This is a genomic window from Nonomuraea sediminis (genome assembly GCF_018531495.1).
Taxonomy (GTDB): domain Bacteria; phylum Actinomycetota; class Actinomycetes; order Streptosporangiales; family Streptosporangiaceae; genus Nonomuraea; species Nonomuraea sediminis.
This window is the reverse complement of the sequence record NZ_JAHDTI010000007.1, coordinates 129,098-150,952: the sequence shown is the minus strand read 5'-3', so window position 1 is coordinate 150,952 and position 21,855 is coordinate 129,098. Positions and strand designations below refer to the sequence as shown.

Below are 21,855 nucleotides of genomic sequence, written 5' to 3'. Positions count from 1 at the left end.
GATGAACCGCGATGAGCTCTGGCAGGCGATCGATCACGAGCGAGCCGGCCTCGCGGACCTGCTCGACGACCTTTCCGAGCAGGAATGGGAGGTCGCGTCCCTGTGCTCGGGCTGGCGGGTGCGTGACGTCGCCGCTCACCTGAGCCTCGCCCACATGGGTGCCGCCCAGGCGGCACGCGAGCTGCTCAGGGCCCGCGGAAACATCGACCGCATGCTTCACGACACCGCCGTACGGCAGGCCGACCTGCCCACGCACCGGATCAGCGCCCTGTTACGTGGCTTGATCGGCTCCCGCAGGAAGGCTCCTGGCGGCCAGCCGCTCCTGGACATCCTCGTCCACGGGCAGGACATCGCCATCCCCCTCGGACGAGACCGGCAGATGCCGGTGCGGGCAGCGTCCTTCTCCGCGACGCGGATCTGGACCATGAGATGGCCCTTCACCATGGGCTGGTCCTTCCACGCGCGCAAAGAGCTGAGCGGACTCCGGCTCGCGGCCACCGACTGCTCCTGGGCCGCGGGAGACGGAGAGCGAGTCGAAGGGCCCATCGCGGCCATCCTGCTGTTGCTCAACGGGCGAGATGCCGCCCTGGCGCGCCTGTCTGGCCCCGGCATGGCCGGACTGCGTGCTCGTCTGACCGCGCGTAAGCCCAATATTCCGTAGACGTAATACCGGGATGACCCGCAACCCGACTCGCCAACCTGTAGCTAGTCTTCAGGCAGCGTCTGGCCCAGCTTGCGCAGCAGGTCGGTGAGGGTGCTTCGCTCCGCCGCGGTCAGGCCGGAAAGCAGCCTGGCCTCGTGGTGCACGTGCTCCCCGATGGCGTCGTCGATGACCTGCAGGCCCCGGTCGGTCAGCTTGATCAGCCGGCCGCGCGCGTCGTCGGCGGCGGCTCGCCGGGCGACCAGCCCGGCCCGCTCCAGCCGGTCGACCCGCTTGGTGACCGCCCCGGAGGTGACCATGGTCGCCCCCCACAGCTCTCCGGCGGTCAGCTCGTACGGCTCGCCGGCGCGGCGCAGCGTGGCCAGCACGTCGAACTCGCCCCGGCCCAGGTCATAGCGTTCGAAGACGCGCAGCAGCCGCTCGTGGAGAACCAGGTGCAGCCGGCTGATCCGCCCGATCACGTGCATCGGGCTGGGGTCGAGGTCCGGCCGCTCACGGCGCCACTGCTCGACGATCCGATCCACCCCGTCAGGGCCGGTGGGCGTTGCCATGCCTTGACTATAGCTTCCCTGGAAAGTAATTTACCTTCCGCGGAAGATAAATCAGCCGCGTACGGTCCGCGCCGGCCGTACGGGCAAGCATCCGCCGATCCGTCCGGAGTCGCGGATGGCGATCTCCCCTGTCGAGGAATGGTGGAACGTGAATCTATGGCTTGACGTCGGCGAATGCGCCACATGACGAGCGGCAGGCAACTCCTCACCGCTGGGGTGACGGCGCTGGCGCCGGCGATCTGGGGAAGCACGTATCTGGTGACGACCGAATGGTTGCCACCGGACCGCCCGCTGCTGGCCGCCACCGTGCGGACGCTTCCCGCGGGCCTGATCCTGCTGACCTTCGCCCGCACGCTGCCGACCGGGATCTGGCTGTGGCGGGCCCTGGTGCTAGGAACGCTCAACATCGGCGCGTTCAACTTCCTGCTGTTCGTCGCCGCCTACCGCCTGCCGGGTGGGGTGGCCGCGATGATCATGGCGGTGCAGCCGATGCTCGTCCTGGTCCTGGCGGCGCTGCTCATCGGGGACAGGATCCGGTACGCGCACGTGGCGGCCTGCGTCCTCGGCGCGGCCGGTGTCGTCCTGCTCGTGTTCAAGGGCACAGCGGCACTGGATTTCGTCGGTGTGGCGGCGGCGCTGGCCGGAGCAGCCGGCATGGCGGCCGGCATCACGCTGACCAAACTGTGGGGACGGCCGGACGGAGTGGGGCTGCTTCCCTTCACCGGCTGGCAGCTCGCAGCGGGCGGACTCGTGTTGTCACCCTTCACGCTGCTCATCGAAGGGCTGCCGAGCACCGTCAGCGGAACCAACATCATCGGGTTCGGCTATCTGATGTCCCTGGGTGCTGTCGTCAGCTATGCGATCTGGTTCCGCGGGATAGAGAGGTTGCCGGCGCTCGCGGTTTCCTTCCTCGCCCTGGGCAGCCCGATCGTCGCGACTCTGCTCGGATATCTGTTTCTGCGTCAGGCGCTGTCGATCCCGCAGCTGGCCGGAACCCTCGTGATCATCGGTGCCGTGCTGCTCGCGCAGTTCCAACCGGCAGCCCCCACGTTGGCATCGGACTCAACAACCGGAAAGAAGAAATGACGACAAGCAATGAACACCCGCTCTCGACCTTCAGATCGTGGCTGGGTGTCTCGGTCATCACAGCCAGTCTGTTCGTCTTCGTCACCACTGAACTGATGCCCGTCGGCCTGCTCACCCCGGTGAGCACCAGCCTGCGCATATCCGTGGGAGCCGCCGGGTTGATGGTCACTCTGTACGGCATCTCGGCCGGGCTTGGCGTGCCGTTCATCGTGGCCTGGACCAGGCGCGTCAACCGACGCGTGCTGCTGTCCGCGCTCCTGGCGATACTGGCCCTGGGAAACCTGATCACCGCCATCTCGCCGAACTTCCCCTTGGTCCTGACGACGCGGCTGGTCATGGGATTCGCCAACGGGGTGTTCTGGGCGATAGGCGTGAGCATGGCGATGCGCCTCGTCCCTGGACGCCACGCGAGCAGGGCGGCCGCGGTGACGTTGTCCGGCATCTCGATCGCCACGGTGGCGGGCATGCCGTTGGGGACATTCCTGGAGAGCGTCACCAGCTGGCGGAGCACGTTTCTCATCTGGAGCGGCCTCAGCGCTCTGGTGCTCCTGGCGGTCGCCACGATCGTTCCATCGCTGCCGTCGGAGAACGCGGTCTCCGTCCGGGAGGTCTTCGGACTTCCGGTCAAGAACGTGCCGCTACGCCTGGTGATGTTCACCGTCATCCTGTACGTGCTCGGCCATTTCGCGGCGTACACGTTCATCCGCCCGTTCGCGGAGAGCAACTCCTCCGCCACGCCCGCCTTCATCACGGTGTTGCTGGTGATCTACGGCATCGGCGGCGCGGGCGGGAACTTCGTCGCCGGATACACGGTGACCAAGAACCTGCGGGCCAGCTTCGCCGTCGCCTGCGCGGGACTCGTGGCGTCCTTGCTGTTGCTGCTCACGATCGGTCACACGCAGGCCGGCCTGATCAGCTCGGTGGCCCTCTGGGGAGTCTCCTTCGGCGCCGTGAACCTGTGCCAGATCAACATGACGCTCGCCGCCGCGCCCGACACCTTCGAAGCCGCCATGTCACTCAACACCCTGGGATACAACACCTCTATCGCGCTCGGAGCGCTCCTCGGTGGACTGTTCGCCGACAACCTGGGTGTCAGAAGCGCCTTCTGGATCGCTGTGGCACTGACAGCGGCTTCGCTGCTCGTCACGCTCGGCACCCGCAGAAGGACCTCCCGCCCCGCACCTGACGACGCGATGGCCACGGCTCAGCCGTAGCCCTTCGCGCCGCCCTTGATGCGGGAGGACAGTTCCTCATCGGAGGACAGGGTGATGGCCGCGAGTTCCGGCACTCCGCCTTTGAGGGCCTTGCGGATGCGGTGCCAGCCGTCGATGATCATGGGGCCGTCACCGGAGGGCACCGGTACCGCGATCAGCGGCTCATCGAGGTCCACGTTCGGTACGTGGTCCAGGTCGACGTCGATCAGATGGGCCATGCCCGCCCATGCGGCCACCTCGACGCGCGTGTTCGGGACGCGCCCGACGGCCAGCTTCTTGGCCGTGCTGATGTCCCACTGCCAGCCCATGAACTGGAACCGCTCCACATGCGAGCCGTCGGTCTCGGAGTTCTGCCGGCCTTGTGGGCGCAGTGCTGCTCCGCGCGGGTCGCGGGCCCGAGGTGCTCGGCTCGCGGGACGAAAGCTTTCGCGACGAAGGCTCTTTCGGCGTCGCGTTGACGTACGCCCCGTGGCTGCTCGACGACCTCGCCCCGCGAGATGGGAGGAGCCGGGGGAAGTTTCAGGGGAAGGATGGTGACGGGGAGCGCTCACTAAGGTCCTGTCCCTTCTTTACGTCTATTTCGGTATGTGATGCCGCCCAATGACGACTGTCAACGGCCGTGCGGAAGCAACTATTCCCAGCTCGGAGGCCCTATGAATACCTGGATGCCGCTGTCCGCGGTCACCAGGCTCGCCGGGACGGCGGTGGCCGGTGCCGGGATCGGCGTGGTCGTCGCCGTGCTGACCAACGTGCCGCTGGGGATTCTCGCGGGTATCGCCACGGCGGAGACGATCTTCGTCGTGGCAGGCTGGATCGTGCTGTGGCCGATGAACGCGGCCGCCACCCACCGCAACGCCCGCCGTGAGGACTTCCGGCCCGTCGCCGAGGAGCTCGTGGTCGTCGTGGCGGCCCTCTGCGGGCTGGTCGCCATCGTGGTGCTGCTCCTGCTCGCCAGCGACATCACCCGCCATGCCGCGGCCGCGACCGCGGTCGGCGGCGTGTTCATGGCCTGGGCGGCACTCCACCTGATGTACGCCACCCGCTACGCGTACCTGTACTACGGGCCGTCGGCGGGCGGGATCGACTTCAACTCCGACCACCCGCCGGCCTACCGTGACTTCCTCTACTTCAGTTACAACCTCGGCATGACCTATCAGGTCTCCGACACCGACGTCTCGAGCACGGCGATCCGCGCGATCGTGCTACGGCACGCCCTGCTGTCCTATGTCTTCGGCACCAGCATCCTGGCCACCACGATCAACCTCGTCGCCGGGATCGTCACCAGCTGACGTAAGGTGTCGACCTCACATTCCGACGGGCCGTGTCGTCGTACCGGTGAAGCCAGCCGCGACAAAGGGGACACCATGACCAACGAAACCGGACCAGGAGATCCGAGCCTGAGCGCGATCATGAGCGAGCGGCGCCAGCTGATCAATCTCGCCTACCGGCTCCTCGGGTCGCTGGCCGACGCCGAGGATGTCGTCCAGGAGACGTACGCCCGCTGGTACGCCATGAGCCGGGAGCAGCAGGAGGCCATCGACTCCCCCGGCGCCTGGCTGACGACGGTGGCCAGCCGTATCTGCCTGGACCTGCTCGGCTCGGCGCGCGCCCGGCGCGAGCGCTACGTGGGTGAATGGATCCCCGAGCCGCTGCCCGAGCCCACGGAGTGGATCAGCGGTCGGCCGGGCGGCGACCCGGCCGACCGGGTCACCCTCGACGAGTCGGTCAACATGGCCTTCCTCGTCGTGCTGGACGCGATGACCCCGGCAGAGCGCGTCGCGTTCATCCTGCACGACGTGTTCCGCTACTCCTTCGCCGAAGTGGCCGAGATCGTCGGCCGGACCCCGGCGGCCTGCCGCCAACTGGCCTCCTCGGCCCGCCGTCGCATCCGCGCCGCGCAGCCCGCCGCCACCCCGGCGAACCAGCGCGCCGACATCGTCAGGGAATTCAAGCAGGCCTGGGAGGCCAAGGACATCGGCGCCCTCATCGGCCTGCTCGCCCCCGACGCCACGGCGATCGGTGACGGCGGCGGCCTGGTCAGCGCCGCGCTCGCCCCGGTCGAAGGCGCCGAGCAGATCGCGCGCTACCTGCTCGAGGTCGCCGGCATGGCGCCCGACCTGACGATCCTGGAGCGTACGGTCAACGGCCAGCCCGGTCTGGTGGGCCTGCAGGACGGCGTCACCGTGCTGGTGATGGCCCTCGACATCGCCGACGACCAGATCAAGCACCTCTGGGCGGTACGCAACCCCGACAAGCTCCGCCCCTGGACGGCGGACTGACCGGCGCGTCAGGTCTGCGGCGTGGTGCCGGACGGTCGGACCGTGACGTCGACGTTCTTCATCAGCGGCTGGTCGCTCTGGGTGCTGTAGTCGCCGATGGCGCAGAGCACGTTCATCTCCGGCATGTAGCCAGCGGCGCATCCGCGCGGGATGCCGTAAGGAACGACCTTGTAGCCGTACACGCTGCGGGTGGTCCCGTCCCTGGCGACGCTGGTGATGTCGACCTCGTCGAACAGATTCAGACCGCGTTCGCGCATGTCGTCGGCGTTCATGAAGATCAGGGTGCGCAGATGCTTGATGCCGCGGTAGCGGTCGTTGTCGGAGTAGATGGTGGTGTTCCACTGGTCGTGGGAACGCATCGTGCCCAGCTTGAGCATGCCGTCGTGCGGGACCATGTCGGGCAGTTCCGCCGTGGAGAACTCCGCGCGCCTCGAGGGGGTGAGGAACACCAGCTCGCGGGCCGGCTGGCGGATGCGGAACCCCAGCGGGAGGCGCACCCTGCGGTTGAAGTCCTCGAACCCTTCCAGCGCCTTGGCCATGGTGTCGCGGACGCGGTCGTAGTCCTCGACGTACCACTCCCAGGGGGTGGCGCTGTCCGGCAGGGCGGCGCGGGCCATGCCCGCGATGATCGCCGGTTCGGACAGAAGGTGCGGCGAGGCAGGTTCTTTCATGCCCACGGACAGGTGCACCATGCTCATGGAGTCCTCGACCGACGTCGACTGGACGCCGGTCCGCTGCACGTCCTTTTCCGTGCGCCCCAGGCAAGGCAGGATGAGCGCCCGGCGGCCGTGCACGAGGTGGCTGCGGTTGAGTTTGGTGCTGACCTGCACGGTCAGGTCGCACTGGCGCAGAGCCTCGGCGGTGTAGGGCGTGTCCGGCGCGGCCGCCGCGAAGTTCCCGCCCATGCCGACGAAGACCTTGACCTCACCGCGATGCATCGCCCCGATGACCCGTACGGTGTCCAGACCGTGCTCGTGGGGCGGATCGATGCCGCAGGCGTCGGCCAGCCGGGCCAGGAACTCCGGGGACGGGCGATGGTCGATGCCGCACGTACGGTTTCCCTGCACGTTGCTGTGGCCGCGCACCGGCGAGGGGCCGGCGCCCTCCCGGCCCAGATTGCCGCGGAGCAGCAGCAGGTTGACGATTTCCCGCACCGTGTCCACGCCGTGCTCGTGCTGGGTGATTCCCAGGCACCAGCTGAAGATGCTCCGGTCGGCCTCACCGTAGATGCGTGCGGCCTCCTGGATCTTCTCGCGGCGGATGCCGCTCTGCCGTTCGATCTCCTCCCAGGACGTGGACTCGCACAGGCTCTGGTACTCCGCGAATCCCTTGGTGTGACGATCGATGAACTCCCTGTCGAGCGCCTTGGGATTGGATTCCGCCTCGATGAGGATGGCTTTCGCCATTCCGCGGAGCAGCGCCATGTCGCCGCCGATCCGCGGCTGCAGGTCCAGCGAGTGGGTGGAGGTGGCCCGGAACAGGGCCATGTCCACGAAGTCGTGCGGGATGATCGCGCGTCGCGCCCCGGCTTCGACGATCGGGTTGATGTGCACGATCTTCGTGCCGCGTTTGCGGGCCTCGACCAGCGCGGTCAGCATTCTGGGGGCGTTGGAGGCGGCGTTGACCCCGATGATGAACAGCGCGTCGGTGACCTCCCAGTCCTTGAGGTCGACCGTGCCTTTGCCCGTCCCCAGGGATGCCTCCAGAGCACGGCCGCTGGCTTCGTGACACATGTTGGAACAGTCAGGAAGATTGTTGGTCCCCAGCTCGCGCGCCATCAGCTGGTAAAGAAAGGTTGCCTCGTTGCCTAGGCGCCCGGAGGTGTAGAACGCGGCCCGGTTGGGATCGTCGAGCTCACGCAGCTTCTGACCGACCATCGCGAACGCGTCCTGCCATGAAATCGGCAGGTACTTGTCCGAGGCCGCGTCGTACGCCATCGGGTGAGTCAGCCGGCCCTGGTCCTCCAGGTCCGCGTCGCTCCAGGTGGAAAGCTCGGTGACCGTGTGGGCGGCGAAGAACTCGGGCCCCACCCGCTTGTGGGTCATCTCCCAGGTGACGTGCTTGACCCCGTTCTCGCAGATGTCCAGGCGAAGCCCCTTGATGTCGTCGGGCCAGGCACAGCCGGGACAGTCGAAGCCCTCCCCTTCGTGGTTCATCTTCTGGATGGCGCGGGGGCCCTCCACGAATTCACGCTCCCGCAGCAGGACATGCGAAACGCTCTTGGCCGCTCCCCAGCCTGCCGCGGGGTGGTGATACGGGTGGAACTCCGGCGGCGGGTGCGCTCCGGCATCGCCGGCGGACTGTCCCGAGGCGTCCTGGTCAGTCATGGCTCGCACTCCTTGTACCCGGGGCGTCCCGCCCAACGTGGGATGTCACCGAGGAGTTCTTCGAGGCCGCAGGGACCTAAGGGCAACCTGACCCCCGGCGGAGCCGCCCTGCCACGGAGCGGTCAGACCGAATCCGGTCAACCGTCTCACAGTGGTATTAATGGCCCACCGGTCGAGGCTTGAAACGCCTGGACCCGCAAGGGCGACCCTCAGGCCTGGAGCGCGACGACGGCCTCGTCGGTGTAGGTCAGGAAGGTCAGGGTCTGATGGAAGTACAGGTCGATGCTGGCGGCGTCGTGCCTGGTGTAGCCGATGGCCAGGTCCTGGCCGAGGCGTAGTTCGAAGTCGCCGCCCCGGGTGGACAGGACGAAGGCGCCCTTGAGAGCCGGAGCCCAGACCAGCTCCCCGTCCAGGATCCGGGTCAGGTGGGCGGAGATCGGGTATCCGTGGTCGGAGGTCTCGCTGACCTCGGTGTAGGCGTCGGCGCCGAGCACGAGCGCGTAGGGGCCGTCCACGCCGGCCAGGCGGAGCGAGGTCAGGGCTTTGCTGATCGTGTCGGGGTAGTCACGAGGCTCGGACGGCAGGCTCAGCACCGGGTTGGAGCTGCGGGCGCGCAGCCCGTCAATGCCCGCCGCCGCGTACCCGTCGAAGATCGTCTGGTCCTCGGCGTAGGCCATGGCGCGGGCCGCGTCCTTGACCGGCTGCCAGTCGGAGTCCTTCGAACCGCGCTCGACGTCGTCCACGGCGGCCCTGCTGACGGTGAACGGCACCCGCAGCTCGACGAGCGGCTGCACCTGGCGCAGCTGGGCGACGACACCGGACGCGGGCGGCGGGATGTCCGACAGGTGCCCCGTGCCGACGGCCGCCAGCTCCGGTCCGGCCGCTTCGGGGACGTCGACGACGCGGCGTCCCGCGATGTTGCGGCGGAAGGTACGGCGGGCCTCCTCCTCGATCTGGGCCCAGGCCTCAGTCGTGATCGGGGCGAGTCCGCGGTGCAGGTTGTTGGTGGCGTTCATGGTGTTGAGGCTCCTTTGAGGCTGCCGATGCCCAGCGACCCGTCGGCGCTGACGGTGGCGGTGGACGGGCTGTCGAGGTCGTCGAGGAAGTCGGCGCTCGGCACGAAGAACAGGACACCGGTGACGGCCGTGGAGAAGTCCAGGATGCGGTCGGTGTTGCCCGGCGGGTCGCCGAGGAACATGTTGCGCAGCATCTGCTCGGTCACCGCAGGCGTGCGCGCGTACCCGATGAAGTAGGTGCCGAACTCGCCCTGGCCGATGGTTCCGAACGGCATGTTGTCGCGCACGATCTGCCGCTGGACCCCGTCCTCTTCGATGGTGTTGAGCGCGACGTGCGAGTTCGCCGGCTTGATGGCGTCGGAGAGTTCGACGTTGGCCAGCTTGGTGCGTCCGATGACGCGTTCCTGCTCCTCGGTCGTCAGCGACTCCCACGCCGCCATGTCGTGGAGGTACTTCTGCACGATCACGTAGCTGCCGCCGCGGAAGTGCGGGTCCTCGTCGCCGATGAACACGGCCTCGTCCGCGACCTGGCCCTCGGGGTTCTCGCTGCCGTCGACGAAGCCGAGCAGGTCCCGCTCGTCGAAGAACTTGAAGCCGTGCACCTCGTCCACGATGGTCACGGCGCCCCCGAGCTGGTCCACGATCAGCCGGGCCAGCTCGAAGCAGAGATCCATGCGGCGGGCGCGCAGGTGGAGCAGGAGGTCGCCCGGGGTGGCCGGCGCCCGGTGGCGGGGGCCTTCCAGGGGCCGGAACGGGTGCAGCTCTCGTGGCGGCGGCCGGTCGAACAGGCGCTCCCAGCCCGCGGAGCTGATGCCGACGACACAGGTGAGAAGGTCGTCGGGTGCGCGGAATCCCACCGACCGGTTCAGGCCCGGCAGATCCTGGAGCACCGCCCGGACGGCCTCCTCGCCGCCTGCGGCCACGGTGGCGACCAGGAACATGCCGGCCCTGGCCGGCGGCCTGACTACAGGCTGGGTCGTGACCATGCGGGCTCCCGTCGATCATCGAGAAACTCCAAATCAGAGTAACCGCTGAGGTCAGTGAGACTTCGGCGGGACCCCGCCGCGGGAGGGAAGTGTTCACCTCAGGGCAGCTCGCGCTTGCCCGCGGCGAGCTCGAACTCGGTGCGCGGCCGCTGCAGCTGACCCAGCGCCACGACCTCGCGGCGGAAGAACAGCGCCGCGGTCCAGTCGGCGAGCACGCGCACCTTCCTGTTGAACGTCGGCATCCGGGACACGTGGTAGGTCCTGTGCATGAACCAGGCGAGGATCCCGCGCAGCTTGATCCCGTAGATCTCCGCCACGCCCCGGTAGAGGCCCAGCGAGGCGACGGATCCCGCGTAGGCGTGCACGTAGTCCTTGCGCGGCCGGCCGTGGACCGTCGCCACGAGGTTGCCGGCCAGCCGCTTGGCCTGCCGTACGGCATGCTGCGCGCTCGGCGCGCACACCGCGTCAGGGTCCTGGGCGATCTTCGACAGGTCGGGGACGGCGGCGCAGTCGCCGGCCGCGAACACGCCGTCGACGTCGCGGACGGTGAGGTCGGCGTGGCAGGGCAGCCGGCCCTTGGCGTCCAGCGGCAGGCCGGTCTGCCCCAGCATGGGGTTGGCCTTCACGCCCGCCGTCCACACCAGCGTGTCGGAGTCGAACGCGTCGCCGTCGCTGAGCACGATCCGCCCGCCCATCGCCGACTCGAGCCTGGTCGACAGCCGGACGTCGATCCCCCGCTCCGCCAGCCGTTCCTGGGTGTAGGAGGCCAGGGACGGCGACACCTCGGGCATGATCCGGTCGGCGGCCTCGACCAGCACCCAGCGCATGTCACGCGGCTCGATGCCGTCGACGGTGCGCAGCGCGTACCTGGCCATGTCCTCGAGTTCGGCGATCGCCTCCACGCCCGCGTAGCCGCCGCCGACGAACACGAACGTCAGCGCGCGCCGGCGCAGCCATGCCTCCGGCGTCGACGCGGCCAGGTAAAGCCGGGAGAGCACGTGGTTGCGCAGGAAGATCGCCTCGCCGATCGTCTTGAACCCGATGCCGTGGTCGGCCAGCCCCGGGATCGGCAGCAGCCGCGACACCGAGCCCGTGCACATCACCAGCAGGTCGTAGGGCACCTCGTACGACTCGCCCTCGATCGGCTGCAGCGTCGCCACCCGGCGCGCCTGCTCCACCCGGGTGACCGCGGCGGTCAGCACCCGGCAGCGGCGCAGCACGCGGCGCAGCGAGACCACCACGTGCCGCGGCTCGACCGAGCCTGCCGCCGCCTCGGGCAGGAACGGCTGGTAGGTCATGTTCGACTGCGGGTCGACGACGGTGATCTCGGCCCGGCGCGCCAGCTTCCGCTGGATGCCCAGTGCCGTGTACATGCCGACGTATCCGCCGCCCACGATCAGGATGCGCACCGGTTGATTCATCTTCGACCTCCCCACGTAGAGGTCCACGGGTGAGGCAATTATCCCAGTGCAGGTCAGGGGCGTCGAAGCCGCCCGCACCGATCGGCGGCATGGTTGGGGCGCTCGTGAATGCGGAAACAACTCCTGGCATGGAAACAGCACCCAGCTTCGCCACCGATATCAAGCCGCTCTTCAGGGAGAAGGACCGCCAGGCCATGCTCGGCCATTTCGACCTGTGGGACTACGACGACGTCTGGCACAACGGGCAGAGAATCCTCGACAAGCTGATCGCCGGCGAGATGCCCTGCGACGGCGCGTGGGGCGAGGGAGATGTGGCGACCTTCCAGAACTGGCTGGATTCAGGCATGAACCCCTAAAGGGCCCTATACGATCCAGCGAGTGGACGGGACGCGATGGACCGGCTATCTCTACGAGAGTCATCCGCCGGATCGGCTTCGAGCGTGGGCGCGTGAGCTGGGCTTCTTCCGCTTCTGTCGCGCGTATGGCGGGCATGCCAATGACGGTGACCATCTGCTGGTCAGTCTGCGCGTCGAGACGGAGAACGACCTCCTGCGGACGTTCTCCGTGCTCGACGTGCCTGTGAAGCGGCTCCTGCCCGGCCAACCGCGGCCGGTTCCCGGTGTCGCGTACTCCCGCTTCCCCGTCCCCATGCCGCGCTTCCCCGAGATCGGCCAGCCCGGGTATGTGGAGATCGCCGGGCAGCGGGCCCACCTCTGGTCGCACGGGGAACGCCTGAACGTCAGCGTGGCCGACGCCGTTGATCACTACAGCGTCACCGACGCCGCGGTCGCTTCGGCCAAAGTGATCGAGGCGCTGCTGGCTCCGCTCGCGAGCCAGGTCGTGGACCCGCCGCAGGACGACAGGAACTGCGTGTGCCCCCGCTACTACCCCGACCTCTGGTGAGTGCTTTCAGCCGACCGTGTAGACCAACGCCAGGAGGCCGTTCGGGAGCTGCTGGACCTTCTGCAGGTCGAGTGCGTGCCGGTGTTCGATCGTCCCGAAGAGCGGCTTACCCTCCCCGGCGATCAGCGGATAGACGATGAGCCGTAGTTCGTCCACCAGGCCGGCGTCGATGAGGCTCGCCGTGATGCGGGCGCCGCCCATGAGATAGATGTCCTTTCCTGGTTGCTGCTTCAGGGCGGCGATCTCCTCGGCCTTTGTGAGGAAGCGGGTCTGCGGCCATTCGGCCGAGGTCAGGGTGGTCGACAGCACGTAGTGCGGGGTCTGGGCGGCGAAGCGGGACCATTCGAGCTCACCGGGGGTCGGGGTTCTCCCGGTGAGTGGGTGGGGCGCGTCCTGCTGGTCCTTGATGGTGGTCCAGTACTGCTCGTAGCCGGGGTACATGTTTCCGCCGATCACGACGGCGTCCACCTGCGGTGTCAGGTCGTAGTCCTCCGACCAGGCGGGCACCCAGTCCGCGTAGCCTTCGGGTCCTTCCACCTTCCCGTCGAGGGATGTCTTCATTCCGGCGATCAATTTCCGCATGTCCTTCTCCGTTCTTCGCTAGCCGGTTCGCCCTACTGACGAACGGGTGCTCGCGAATCGACACGTCGAAGGAAGAAAAATCAGTCCTCGGTCGTGGTCTCCGACAGCCGCCGGGTGAGGAAGCGGCGCTCGCTGGTGGTCGTCGCCAGTTCCAGCGCCTGGCGGTAGGCGGCCGCGGCCTCGTCGGTGCGGTGCAGGCGGCGGAGCAGATCGGCGCGGGTGGCGGGCAGCAGGTGGTATCCGGGCAGGGCGCCGGACGCCTCGAGTGATTCGACGAGCTCGAGGCCGGCTTCCGGACCGTGGGCCATCGCGACCGCGACCGCGCGGTTCAGCTCCACCACCGGGGACGGCGTCAGGTCGGCCAGCTTGCCGTACAGCGCGGCGATCTGTTCCCAGTCGGTGTCGGCCGCGGACGCGGCGGAGGCGTGGCAGGCGACGATGGCCGCCTGGATCTGGTACGGGCCAGGCCGCCGGCGCCGCAGGGCGGTCTCCAGCAGCGCGACCCCCTCGGCGATCTCGCCCCTGTCCCAGCGGGTGCGGTCCTGCTCCTCCAGCGGCACCAGGTCGCCCGCGTCGTCCAGGCGGGCGGCCCGCCGCGCGTCGTGCAGCAGCATCAGCGCCAGCAGACCGGTCACCTCGCTCTCGCCGGGCATGAGGGTGGCCAGCAGGCGGGCCAGGCGGACGGCCTCGGCGGTCAGCGCCCGCCGTACCAGATCCGCGCCGCTCGTGGCGGAGTAGCCCTCGTTGAACAGCAGGTAGAGCACGCCCAGGACGGCCGTCGTCCGCTCCGGCAGCAGGTGGGCAGGCGGCACCCGGTACGGGATGCCGGCATTGCGGATCTTGCGTTTGGCCCGCACCAGGCGCTGGGCCATCGCCGGCTCGGGCACCAGGAACGCCCTGGCGATCTCGGGCGTGGTGAGCCCTGCCAGGGTCCGCAGCGTGAGCGCGACCCGGGCCTCGAGCGGCAGCGCCGGGTGACAGCAGGTGAAGATCAGCCGCAGCCGGTCGTCGGGCACCCCGCTGGCATCGGCGTCGGGCGCCTGCTCCCCGGTTTCGCCGCGGGTCATCACCGCCAGGTCCCGCAGCTTCGCGGCGCCGACGGATCGGCGGCGCAGCCGGTCGACGGCGCGGTTGCGCGCCGTCGTGGTGAGCCAGGCCACCGGGCGGTCAGGGACGCCTTCGCGCCGCCAGTTCTCCAGCGCCCGCGCGAAGGCCTCCTGCGCGCACTCCTCGGCCAGGTCCCAGTCGCCGGTCGCCCCGATCAGGGTCGCGACGATCTGTCCCCACCCTTGGTGGAACGCCTCCGCGACCGCCCGTTCGACCTCGCCGCTCATTCGTCCCAGACCGGCCTGATCTCGATCACGCCGTGCGCGGCGAACGGGTGCCTGGAGGCGACCTCGACCGCCTCGTCGAGGTCGGCGCATTCGATCAACGCGAAGCCGCCGACCTGCTCCTTCGTCTCCACGAACGGCCCATCGCTGATCAGCACCTCGCCGCCGCGGGTCCGCACGGTGGTGGCGTCGTCGCTCGAGCGCAGCCGCTCGCCGCCGAGGAGGGCGACCCCGCGCTGTTCCATGTACTCGATCCAGGCCACGTGCTCGGGGAGGCGCGCGATCTCCGACGGGCCGAGCGGGTCGGATTCGTCGTCACAGATGATCAACATGTAGCGCATGGTTCCTCCGCGGGCGGCCGATGCGGGAGTGCGCCGAATCCTACCCGGACGCACCCAGCCGGCGGAGCACCACGCCGACCACCCGGTCGCTCGGCAGCGCGCCGAAATGCCGGGAGTCGCGGCTGAACTCGGGGTTGTCGCCGAGGACGACGAGGTGCCCCGGCGCCACGACGCCCTCCGACCGGCGCACCCAGCCGGGCAGGAACGACGGCTGCTCGTCGCCCGGTACGGCGACCACCCGCTTGACCATCCATCGGGGCCGCTCATCCGCCCGGCACGGCACCGGCTCGGTGAGAACCACCAGGTCGCCACGGCGCAGCCGCTCCCCCGCCACCCGGCGCACCAGCAGCCGATCCCCGTGCCGCAGGGTCGGGATCATGCTGGCCCCGCTGACCGACACCACGACGACCCGCCGGCGAAGCACGGCGACGGCGATCAAAGCGGCGGCCGGCAGCGCGGCGGCGAGGAGGTAGCCGATCATCCGAGCGGCTCCGAGGCGCGATAGCCGGCCGCCTGCAGCGCGAAGAGCCGGGCATACGCGCCGTCGCGCGCCACCAGCTCGTCGTGAGTGCCGTGCTCGACGATCCGCCCGCCCGACAGCACGACGATCACCTCCGCCTCGCGCACCGCCCCCAGCCGGTGCGAGATGAGCACGCTGGTCAGGCCGCGTCGGTGCGCGCGCAGCCGTACGTGGATCTCGTGCTCGGCCTCGGCGTCCAGGGCGGAGCTCGGCTCGTCGAGCACGAGCAGGTCGGGCCGGTCGAGCACCAGGCCGCGGGCGATCGACAACCGCTGCCACTGCCCGCCGGACAGGACCACCCCGGTGCCCGGGTCGGCGCGGTCGGCCTGGGAGAAGAAGATCCGCGTGAGCATCGTCTCGTAGCCGTGGCGGAGACCGGCCAGGACGGCGTGCACACCCGCCTGGCGTGCCGCGCCCTCGATCCGGGAGGGATCGTCCAGGGCGGTCAGGTCGCCGATGGCGATGTTCTCCCTCGCCGTGAGGTCGTAGGGGGTGGCGTCCTGGAAGACGGCGCGGATCCTGCGCCTCAGCTCGGCCGGGTCGAGATCGCGCAGGTCGACCCCGTCCCAGAGGATCGCGCCGCGGGTCGGGTCGTACAGCCGGCACAGCAGCTTGACCAGGGTGGTCTTGCCCGCGCCGTTGAGCCCGACCACGGCGGCCGCGCATCCGGCGGGCAGCACCAGGTTCACGCCGCGCAGGACCCACGGCTGATCGTCGGCATAGCGGAACCAGACGTCGCGCAGCTCGATGCCGCGCCGCAGCGGCGGCGTGGGTAGCGGCTCGACCCTGACCGGCAGGTCGAGATCGGCGTCGACGACGGCCAGGTAGTGGCCGAAGAGCGCCATCGCCTGGTGGGCGGACACCACGTCGCCGACCAGGCCGGCGAGCGCGCTCTGTACCGAGCCGACCGCGGCGACCACGAGCGCCACGTCGCCGACGGTCAGCTCGCCGGCCACCGCGGCGCGGACCGCCCACAGCAGGAGCGCGGCCCCCACGGCCGCGCCGAGCACCGCCAGCCCGGCCTGTACGGCCAGCTGCCGCCGATCCATCCGCCGATGCGCGTCGTGGATCGTCCTCGTCTCCGCGGCCATCCGGCGCCACAGGTAGGGACCGGCGCCGAACAGCCGCAGTTCCTTGGCGGCCTGCGCGTTGGTGAGCAGGCCTGAGTAGAACATCTCGCGCCGTCCTGCCTCGCCGGTCTCGGCCACCATCCTCGCCCTGCGCCGGCTCAGCGCGAGCTCGGCCAGCAGCGCCCGCACGGCGGCGAGCAGTACGGTCACTGCGACCCAGGGGCCGAGCAGCAGGATGGTGCCCGCGAAGCCGATGACCGTGATCAGTCCCTTGACGATGCCGAGCCCGCCGTCCACCACCATCGCCGGACTGCCGACCCCGCTGGACCGGGCGATCTGGAGGCGGTCGAGGAAGGCGGGATCCTCGAACCGGCGCAGCCCCACGAACCGGTCCACGGCCGCGTACAGCCGCGTGGTGGCGAGGAACAGGACGCGGCGGTCGGTCTCGGCCCGCAGGTAGCGGACGGCGTGCGGCATCAGCGCTGCGGCGACTCCCACGGCGGCCAGCGCGCTGACCAGCCCCAGGACGTCGAGCCACCGCACCGAGCCGGCCGCGAGCCGGTCGATCACGAACTTGGTCAGCCACGCGGTCGCGAGCGGGGCGAGCCCGCCGAGGAGGGACAGCCCCGAATACGCGGCGATCTGCCCGGGAGCGGCGCGCCGGGCGAGCCCCAGCGCCCGCCCGGCGCTACGGAGCCAGGACCGCGAGGTCACGGTCGGCGACGGGCAGGAAGACGTAATCCGAGGCGGCGACCGTCCCGTCCTCGACGAGGAGGAAGGCCGGGAAACCCGTCACGCGGAACGCCTGCTGGATCGGCCCCGCGTCAGGCTCGACCACGACGGTGGCCACCGGGCGCAGGCGCTCGGCCGTCGCCTCCGCCTCTTCCTCGGTCCCGACGATCACGGCCAGTACGGCGTCGCGGCCCCCCGGCCTGGCCCCCGCGTACTTGATGAAGGTGGGCAGTTGCTCCTTGCACGGCTGGCAGTGCGGGGAGAAGAAGCCGACCAGCGGGCGGTCACCCAGGGTGCCGAGGGTGACGGGTTCGCCGTCGAGGGTGGCGGCGGCGAACTCGCCCGCCGGCACGCCGACCGGGAGTGCGACGTCGTCGGCGGGGATCGGCCGTGCCGTACCGCTTGCGCGCAGCGCGGCCAGCTCGGTGGTGTGCTCACGCAGCCGGCGCACGACGCCCACCGTGAACAGCAGGTTGAGAGCGGCCAGCAGGCCGATCAGGACGTTGACCGCCACCAGATATGCCATCAGGTCTCCTCCGGGAGGTCGAGATCGGTCGTCGCGCAGGGCCCGGCCGCCGTACAGGCGAGGGACGGTACGGCGGGCAGGCCCTGACCCGCCTGAGCAGTAGGGCCGCTCAGCAGCCGTGGCCGACGCTGTGGCAGTTGCCGTACCACACCGAGCCGTCGTCGAACAGGCAGACATCCCGCTTGTACAGGTACGTTCCACTGCAGTAGCAGAACTGCTCGGCGCAGTAACTGGCCGCTCGCGCGGTCGCCTTGGGCGCGAAGACGTTGACGAGACGGTCGGTCCATCCGGTGATCGTGCGGGTCATGCGCATCCTCCTCCGCGGTCGGCCACCCAGTGCGAGCCGACAGGCTCATGGAAACGCGTGGGACGCGTGGTGAACCATGACGTTCAGCCCGACGTTCTACCGGACGTGCGGTAGCCTGACGATCATGATCATGGGGGGTGCCCCCGAATCAGCGAGCCCGTTCGCGGCGCTGCTTCGCCGCCACCGGCTCCGCCTCCACCTCACCCAGGAAGCCCTCGCCGAGCGTGCCGGGCTCAGCTCCCGGTCGGTCGCCGAGATGGAACGCGGGCGCAGTCCGCGGCCACGCTCGGTCGAGCAGCTCGCGGTGGCGCTGGAGCTGGCCGGGGACGAGCGGGCGGAGTTCGTCGACGCCGGGCACGCGCTCTTCTGGGCCAGCCGCGCCGGCCGTCCCGACCGGCAGAATCCCGATCGCCGGGCTCCCGGCCGTCGGGCTCCTTCTGGAGGTGACAGCCCGCGGCAGCTCCCCGCGGACCTGCCCGACTTCGTCGGCCGCGCCGACGAGCTGGCCCTGTTGAGGGCGGTTCTCGACCCGGCCGCACAGCGGGATGCGCGGCTGGTGGCGCTCTCCGGGCCGCCGGGCGTGGGCAAGACGGCGCTGGCGGTGCACGCAGGCCACCGGTTCGCCTCCTGGTTCCCCGCCGGGCAGCTGTACGTGGGACTGCGGGGCGCGTCCGGAGATCCGGTGGATCCGGCAGAGGTGCTCGCCCAGCTGCTGCGCGTGCTCGGTGTGGACGGGGCGACGTTGCCCGCCGGGGTGGAGGCCAGGGCCGGGCTGTTCCGTACCCGCGTGGCGGGACGGCGGGTGCTGCTGGTCCTCGACGACGCCGAGGGATACCGCCAGGTCGAGGCCTTGCTACCGGGCAAGGAGGTGGCGGTGGTGGTCACCAGCCGGCTACCGCTGACCGGCCTGCCCGGCGTGAGCGCCGTCGATCTCGCGCCGCTGCCCGCCCCCGCGGCCGTCGAGCTGCTCTGCCAGGTGGCGGGCAGGGAACGGGTGCGGGCCGAGCCCGAGGCGGCGGCCGAGCTGGTCACGGCGTGTGGCGGGTTGCCGCTGGCCGTCAGGATCGCCGCGGCGCGGCTGGCCGCACGGCCGTACTGGATGGTCAGCACGCTCAACAAGCTGCTGGCCGACGAGCGCAGGCGGCTCGACGAACTGCGCCACGGCGACCTGGCCGTACGTCCCGGGCTCTACCTCGCCTATCAGGCGCTCACACCGGGCGCGGCACGGGCGTTCGGGCTGCTCGGCGAGCTGAGCGTGCCCTCCTTCCCCGAGTGGTCGGTGGCCGCGCTGCTGGGCGTCGACGCGGCGGCGGGCGGCGCCGTCCTCGAAGAGCTGCTCGACGCGCGCCTGCTGGAATCCCTCGGTCCTGACCGGGCCGGGCAGCCGCGATACCGGTTCCACGACGTGACCAGACTGTACGCGCGGGAGCGGCGCCAGGCCGAGATCGGCCCGGCCGAGTGGACGGCCGCGCTGGCCAGGGCCGCCGCCGGCTGGCTGGCCCGCGCCCGGCACGCTCAGGACCGCCTGCACTGCCTGCGCCTCTACCTCGACGACCGGGACGATGCCGCGCAGACCGCCGCCGCCGGTGACCAGCCCGTGGAGTGGTTCGAGGCGGAGCGGCAGTCGCTCGCGGTCCTCGTGTCGGCCTGCGCCGAGGCGGGCCTGCCCGCGGCCGCGCGCTCGCTGGCCGGCTGCTGCGCCGACTTCTACGAGCTGCGCAGCTACTACGACGACTGGCAGCGGGCCATGCGGGTGGCGGGAGAGGCCTGCCGGCGGGCCGGCGACCGTTACGGCGAGGCGGCGATGCTGCGCGGGCTCGGCACCAGCCTGGCCGAGTTCGGCGATCGGGACGCCACGCTGTCGGTGCTGCGTGCCGCCCGAACGCTGGCGGAAGAGGTCGGCGACGAGGCCGGGGTCGCCCTCGCCGGTCATGAGATCGGCTTCATGCTGGGCCTGCAGGGCACGCTCGACGAGGCCGAAGCCGAGCTGCGCGCTGCCGCCGGGAGACTGGGGCAGGTCGGCCTGCCTCTGGCCAGGGCCATCACCCTCACGAGCCTCGGATTCGTGCTGCGCCAGCGCGGCAGCACGGCCGACGCCGTGGACGCCATCCGCCACGGGCTGTCCATCGCCCGGTCGAGCGGCGAACCGTTCGTCGAGGCCTATACGCTGCGCGGCCTGGCCGGCGCGCTGCTGGCCTGTGACCGGGCCGAGGAGGCGGAGCAGGCCGCCAGGCGGGCCGCCGCGCTCTTCGAGAGCGTCGGCGATCTCGCCGGCGCCGCCCAGGGCCTACGCGCGCTGGGCGAGGCGCTCGCGCACCAGTCGCACCGGGACGCGGAGGCGGTGGAGGCGCTGACCTCCGCGGCGGACCTGTTCCGTGACCGTGGGCACGAGTGGGGGCTGGCCCTCACCGAGCTGAGCCTGGGCGAGATCGAGGCGCGCCGCGGCGACGCCGGGGCCGCCGATCGGCTGCACCGGTCCCTGCGGTACTGGTCCGGCGAGAGGGTTCCGGCGCTGCGGGCGCGTGCGCTGGTGGCTCTCGCGACCGCCGCCGAGCAGGCGGGCGACGTCCCGGCCACGCGGGAGTTCCTGATGCGGGCCTACGAGCTGTACCAGGAGCTGGAGGCACCGGCCGCGGCCGATCTCGCGGTGCGCCTGGGGCTGCCGGCCGCGCCCGGATGAAGGCCCGGGAATGTCCCGCGACGCGCCGCCGTTGTACAGCCCGTGGCCGGTGTGTCCAGTGTCCCCGGGCCTCACCTATTGCCTTCGCGGACTACCGTTCGGCTGGAGCCGCGTTGAGCCTTTCGCCGAGAGGCGACCTGCACACCGGTACGCACACGTGGAAGCGCCCGCCCTCGGCCGAGGGCGGGCGCTTCTCTTTCACGACGAGCGATCGGTCAGGCCGATCATGGGTCTCGGCGGATCAGCCCGAGCAGGCCGTCTTCCTCGTCGTTGATCCCGGCGGCGAACCAGAGCGCGTTCCTGCCACCGTTGTTCGAGTTACCGCGGATCAGCCCCCACAGACCGTCGATCGAGATGGGGTCGCCGTGCGGATCGCGGAGCGGGCCCTGGAAGCGCCCGTTGAACCTGTTGAAGGCGTTGATGCGGCCGTCACCGAAGTTCCCGATGAGCAGGGAGTGCTGGAACTTGCCGAAGTTGCGCGGCGCCAGCGTGACCGCCCACGGCGCGTTCAGCGGACCGCGGCTGTGGAAGCGGTGGATGAAGCCGCCCCTGGAGGTGAAGAAGCTGACGAAGCCCAGGCCGGCGCCCTTCACCTCTTCCCCGGGGTCCTCGGGGTCCTGCTTGGCGTAGGTGACGAACACCTTGTGGCCGATCCGCTGGACGTTGAACGGCGAGAACCCGTCGGGAATGTTCGGGTCGACGAACTTCGGCCTCTTCTGCAGCTTGAAGTTCTTGTTGTACACGTCGACCGTGCCGTGGAAGAAGTCCGCCGCGAGCAGCAGGTTCCGCGTCCTGGTGCGGATCTGGGTCAGTCCCTTGTAGACCGCGTCCTTCTTCGTCGCCGCGACGATGGCGTGGTCCCTGTCGACGTCCGGGTTCCAGCCCTGGATCGTGCCGCTCTCGGTGGCGAAGATGCGATTCGCGGGAGCGGAACGGCCGTCGCTGCGGATCCTGAAGTCCCTGGTCTTGTTGAACACCTGGCCGGTCGGTCCGCCCTCGACCTCGACCTCGAGCGGCACCTTCCTGATGGGACCGGCGTTACCGCCGCCCGTGTAGACGAGGGCCAGGTCCGCGTCAGCGGCAGATACCCACAACTTGTTGCTTAGGGACAAGCCCCAGGGGTTGATCAGGTGCGGATCGGTGATCCGAGCCCTGCCAGGGATGTTGGAGACCAGGTCGATCTCCTCGAACCGGTTTTTCTTGTGATGGTGATGATGCGGCCACGCCGCGGACTCCGCCGGAACAACGGTCGCGGCGCTCATGGTGAGCGCCATCGACCCCAGGATGACGAGCCGGGCTGTTCGCCCGATGGACAGTACAGA

22 protein-coding genes are annotated in these 21,855 nt (G+C 70.0%); 8 read left to right on the top strand and 14 right to left on the bottom strand.

Annotated elements, in window-relative coordinates:
• The first annotated feature begins 1 nt into the window (after position 1).
• Positions 2-661 (top strand): maleylpyruvate isomerase family mycothiol-dependent enzyme, encoded by a 660-nt coding sequence (locus tag KIK09_RS29180; protein ID WP_214322596.1) that lies wholly within the window; start codon positions 2-4, stop codon positions 659-661.
• Between the two features lie 44 nt (positions 662-705).
• On the opposite strand, the gene KIK09_RS29175 is transcribed toward KIK09_RS29180, so the two are convergent.
• Positions 706-1,212, bottom strand: a complete 507-nt coding sequence (locus KIK09_RS29175) for a MarR family winged helix-turn-helix transcriptional regulator (protein ID WP_214322595.1) — start codon at positions 1,210-1,212, stop codon at positions 706-708.
• 183 nt (positions 1,213-1,395) lie between these two features.
• Between KIK09_RS29175 and KIK09_RS29170 the strand changes: the two genes are divergently transcribed.
• Both KIK09_RS29170 and KIK09_RS29165 read left to right on the top strand, forming a co-directional pair.
• Positions 1,396-2,298, top strand: a complete 903-nt coding sequence (locus KIK09_RS29170; RefSeq protein ID WP_214322594.1) for an EamA family transporter — start codon at positions 1,396-1,398, stop codon at positions 2,296-2,298.
• Entirely contained in the window at positions 2,295-3,512 is a 1,218-nt protein-coding gene (locus KIK09_RS29165; RefSeq protein ID WP_214322593.1) for an MFS transporter, read from the top strand. Before KIK09_RS29170 ends, KIK09_RS29165 begins: the two co-directional genes overlap by 4 nt.
• Here the strand turns inward: KIK09_RS29165 and KIK09_RS29160 are convergent.
• A complete protein-coding gene (locus tag KIK09_RS29160; protein ID WP_214322592.1) occupies positions 3,503-3,838 on the bottom strand; it encodes a hypothetical protein in 336 nt (111 codons plus the stop codon). The two genes, KIK09_RS29165 and KIK09_RS29160, sit on opposite strands and share 10 nt — an antisense overlap.
• A 327-nt stretch (positions 3,839-4,165) precedes the next feature.
• On the opposite strand from KIK09_RS29160, the gene KIK09_RS29155 reads away from it, so the two are divergent.
• Both KIK09_RS29155 and sigJ read left to right on the top strand, forming a co-directional pair.
• Positions 4,166-4,801, top strand: a complete 636-nt coding sequence (locus KIK09_RS29155; RefSeq protein ID WP_214322591.1) for a DUF1345 domain-containing protein — start codon at positions 4,166-4,168, stop codon at positions 4,799-4,801.
• Positions 4,802-4,876: 75 nt separating this feature from the next.
• Positions 4,877-5,791, top strand: coding sequence for an RNA polymerase sigma factor SigJ (gene sigJ, locus KIK09_RS29150; protein ID WP_214322590.1), 915 nt, complete (start codon positions 4,877-4,879; stop codon positions 5,789-5,791).
• An 8-nt stretch (positions 5,792-5,799) separates the two neighbouring features.
• Here the strand turns inward: sigJ and KIK09_RS29145 are convergent, their stop codons facing one another.
• The 4 genes from KIK09_RS29145 to KIK09_RS29130 all read right to left on the bottom strand — a co-directional run bounded on the left by KIK09_RS29145 (position 5,800) and on the right by KIK09_RS29130 (position 11,541).
• Positions 5,800-8,118, bottom strand: a complete 2,319-nt coding sequence (locus KIK09_RS29145; protein ID WP_214322589.1) for an FdhF/YdeP family oxidoreductase — start codon at positions 8,116-8,118, stop codon at positions 5,800-5,802.
• Positions 8,119-8,327: 209 nt separating this feature from the next.
• Positions 8,328-9,134, bottom strand: a complete 807-nt coding sequence (locus KIK09_RS29140; protein WP_214322588.1) for a family 1 encapsulin nanocompartment shell protein — start codon at positions 9,132-9,134, stop codon at positions 8,328-8,330.
• Positions 9,131-10,120, bottom strand: a complete 990-nt coding sequence (locus KIK09_RS29135) for a Dyp-type peroxidase (RefSeq protein WP_214322587.1) — start codon at positions 10,118-10,120, stop codon at positions 9,131-9,133. The genes KIK09_RS29140 and KIK09_RS29135 overlap by 4 nt, the downstream gene beginning before the upstream one ends.
• A 98-nt stretch (positions 10,121-10,218) precedes the next feature.
• Positions 10,219-11,541: an NAD(P)/FAD-dependent oxidoreductase gene (locus KIK09_RS29130; RefSeq protein ID WP_214322586.1), complete on the bottom strand. Its 1,323-nt coding sequence runs from the start codon at positions 11,539-11,541 to the stop codon at positions 10,219-10,221.
• Positions 11,542-11,669: 128 nt separating this feature from the next.
• Between KIK09_RS29130 and KIK09_RS29125 the strand changes: the two genes are divergently transcribed.
• On the top strand, positions 11,670-11,897 hold the full coding sequence (locus KIK09_RS29125; RefSeq protein ID WP_214322585.1) for a hypothetical protein: 228 nt from the start codon (positions 11,670-11,672) through the stop codon (positions 11,895-11,897).
• A gap of 22 nt (positions 11,898-11,919) precedes the next feature.
• Positions 11,920-12,444 carry a hypothetical protein gene (locus tag KIK09_RS29120; RefSeq protein WP_214322584.1) on the top strand — a complete coding sequence of 175 codons (525 nt, stop codon included), beginning with the start codon at positions 11,920-11,922 and terminating at the stop codon, positions 12,442-12,444.
• A 6-nt stretch (positions 12,445-12,450) separates the two neighbouring features.
• Here the strand turns inward: KIK09_RS29120 and KIK09_RS29115 are convergent, their stop codons facing one another.
• From KIK09_RS29115 to KIK09_RS29085, 7 genes are all read right to left on the bottom strand, one after another.
• Positions 12,451-13,026: a dihydrofolate reductase family protein gene (locus tag KIK09_RS29115; protein ID WP_214322583.1), complete on the bottom strand. Its 576-nt coding sequence runs from the start codon at positions 13,024-13,026 to the stop codon at positions 12,451-12,453.
• An 80-nt stretch (positions 13,027-13,106) separates the two neighbouring features.
• On the bottom strand, positions 13,107-14,360 hold the full coding sequence (locus KIK09_RS29110) for an RNA polymerase sigma factor (protein ID WP_214322582.1): 1,254 nt from the start codon (positions 14,358-14,360) through the stop codon (positions 13,107-13,109).
• Positions 14,357-14,689 (bottom strand): YciI family protein, encoded by a 333-nt coding sequence (locus KIK09_RS29105; protein ID WP_250573957.1) that lies wholly within the window; start codon positions 14,687-14,689, stop codon positions 14,357-14,359. Before KIK09_RS29105 ends, KIK09_RS29110 begins: the two co-directional genes overlap by 4 nt.
• A gap of 49 nt (positions 14,690-14,738) precedes the next feature.
• The gene (lepB, locus tag KIK09_RS29100; protein WP_214322580.1) at positions 14,739-15,179 is read right to left on the bottom strand and encodes a signal peptidase I; all 441 of its coding nucleotides are present in this window, start codon (positions 15,177-15,179) and stop codon (positions 14,739-14,741) included.
• Positions 15,176-17,002 carry an ABC transporter ATP-binding protein gene (locus KIK09_RS29095; protein ID WP_308164345.1) on the bottom strand — a complete coding sequence of 609 codons (1,827 nt, stop codon included), beginning with the start codon at positions 17,000-17,002 and terminating at the stop codon, positions 15,176-15,178. Before KIK09_RS29095 ends, lepB begins: the two co-directional genes overlap by 4 nt.
• Entirely contained in the window at positions 16,977-17,546 is a 570-nt protein-coding gene (locus tag KIK09_RS29090) for a TlpA family protein disulfide reductase (protein ID WP_214322579.1), read from the bottom strand. The genes KIK09_RS29095 and KIK09_RS29090 overlap by 26 nt, the downstream gene beginning before the upstream one ends.
• A 109-nt stretch (positions 17,547-17,655) precedes the next feature.
• On the bottom strand, positions 17,656-17,853 hold the full coding sequence (locus tag KIK09_RS29085) for a hypothetical protein (protein WP_214322578.1): 198 nt from the start codon (positions 17,851-17,853) through the stop codon (positions 17,656-17,658).
• Between the two features lie 124 nt (positions 17,854-17,977).
• Here KIK09_RS29085 and KIK09_RS29080 point away from each other — a divergent pair, with 124 nt between their 5' ends.
• Positions 17,978-20,533 carry an ATP-binding protein gene (locus tag KIK09_RS29080; RefSeq protein WP_214322577.1) on the top strand — a complete coding sequence of 852 codons (2,556 nt, stop codon included), beginning with the start codon at positions 17,978-17,980 and terminating at the stop codon, positions 20,531-20,533.
• 224 nt (positions 20,534-20,757) lie between these two features.
• Here the strand turns inward: KIK09_RS29080 and KIK09_RS29075 are convergent, their stop codons facing one another.
• Positions 20,758-21,807 carry a TIGR03118 family protein gene (locus KIK09_RS29075; protein ID WP_214322576.1) on the bottom strand — a complete coding sequence of 350 codons (1,050 nt, stop codon included), beginning with the start codon at positions 21,805-21,807 and terminating at the stop codon, positions 20,758-20,760.
• Positions 21,808-21,855 lie beyond the last annotated feature (48 nt).

What these genes read in the sequence shown, in the direction of transcription:
- KIK09_RS29110 (WP_214322582.1), bottom strand. Translation starts at nt 14,360, where the DNA reads ATGAGCGGCGAGGTCGAACGGGCGGTCGCGGAGGCGTTCCACCAAGGG.
- sigJ (WP_214322590.1), top strand. Translation starts at nt 4,877, where the DNA reads ATGACCAACGAAACCGGACCAGGAGATCCGAGCCTGAGCGCGATCATG.
- KIK09_RS29130 (WP_214322586.1), bottom strand. Translation starts at nt 11,541, where the DNA reads ATGAATCAACCGGTGCGCATCCTGATCGTGGGCGGCGGATACGTCGGC.
- KIK09_RS29085 (WP_214322578.1), bottom strand. Translation starts at nt 17,853, where the DNA reads ATGACCCGCACGATCACCGGATGGACCGACCGTCTCGTCAACGTCTTC.
- KIK09_RS29180 (WP_214322596.1), top strand. Translation starts at nt 2, where the DNA reads ATGAACCGCGATGAGCTCTGGCAGGCGATCGATCACGAGCGAGCCGGC.
- KIK09_RS29135 (WP_214322587.1), bottom strand. Translation starts at nt 10,120, where the DNA reads ATGGTCACGACCCAGCCTGTAGTCAGGCCGCCGGCCAGGGCCGGCATG.
- KIK09_RS29080 (WP_214322577.1), top strand. Translation starts at nt 17,978, where the DNA reads ATGATCATGGGGGGTGCCCCCGAATCAGCGAGCCCGTTCGCGGCGCTG.
- KIK09_RS29155 (WP_214322591.1), top strand. Translation starts at nt 4,166, where the DNA reads ATGAATACCTGGATGCCGCTGTCCGCGGTCACCAGGCTCGCCGGGACG.
- KIK09_RS29105 (WP_250573957.1), bottom strand. Translation starts at nt 14,689, where the DNA reads ATGTTGATCATCTGTGACGACGAATCCGACCCGCTCGGCCCGTCGGAG.
- KIK09_RS29075 (WP_214322576.1), bottom strand. Translation starts at nt 21,807, where the DNA reads ATGGCGCTCACCATGAGCGCCGCGACCGTTGTTCCGGCGGAGTCCGCG.
- KIK09_RS29145 (WP_214322589.1), bottom strand. Translation starts at nt 8,118, where the DNA reads ATGACTGACCAGGACGCCTCGGGACAGTCCGCCGGCGATGCCGGAGCG.
- KIK09_RS29175 (WP_214322595.1), bottom strand. Translation starts at nt 1,212, where the DNA reads ATGGCAACGCCCACCGGCCCTGACGGGGTGGATCGGATCGTCGAGCAG.
- KIK09_RS29165 (WP_214322593.1), top strand. Translation starts at nt 2,295, where the DNA reads ATGACGACAAGCAATGAACACCCGCTCTCGACCTTCAGATCGTGGCTG.
- lepB (WP_214322580.1), bottom strand. Translation starts at nt 15,179, where the DNA reads ATGATCGGCTACCTCCTCGCCGCCGCGCTGCCGGCCGCCGCTTTGATC.
- KIK09_RS29125 (WP_214322585.1), top strand. Translation starts at nt 11,670, where the DNA reads ATGGAAACAGCACCCAGCTTCGCCACCGATATCAAGCCGCTCTTCAGG.
- KIK09_RS29090 (WP_214322579.1), bottom strand. Translation starts at nt 17,546, where the DNA reads ATGGCATATCTGGTGGCGGTCAACGTCCTGATCGGCCTGCTGGCCGCT.
- KIK09_RS29140 (WP_214322588.1), bottom strand. Translation starts at nt 9,134, where the DNA reads ATGAACGCCACCAACAACCTGCACCGCGGACTCGCCCCGATCACGACT.
- KIK09_RS29115 (WP_214322583.1), bottom strand. Translation starts at nt 13,026, where the DNA reads ATGCGGAAATTGATCGCCGGAATGAAGACATCCCTCGACGGGAAGGTG.
- KIK09_RS29170 (WP_214322594.1), top strand. Translation starts at nt 1,396, where the DNA reads ATGACGAGCGGCAGGCAACTCCTCACCGCTGGGGTGACGGCGCTGGCG.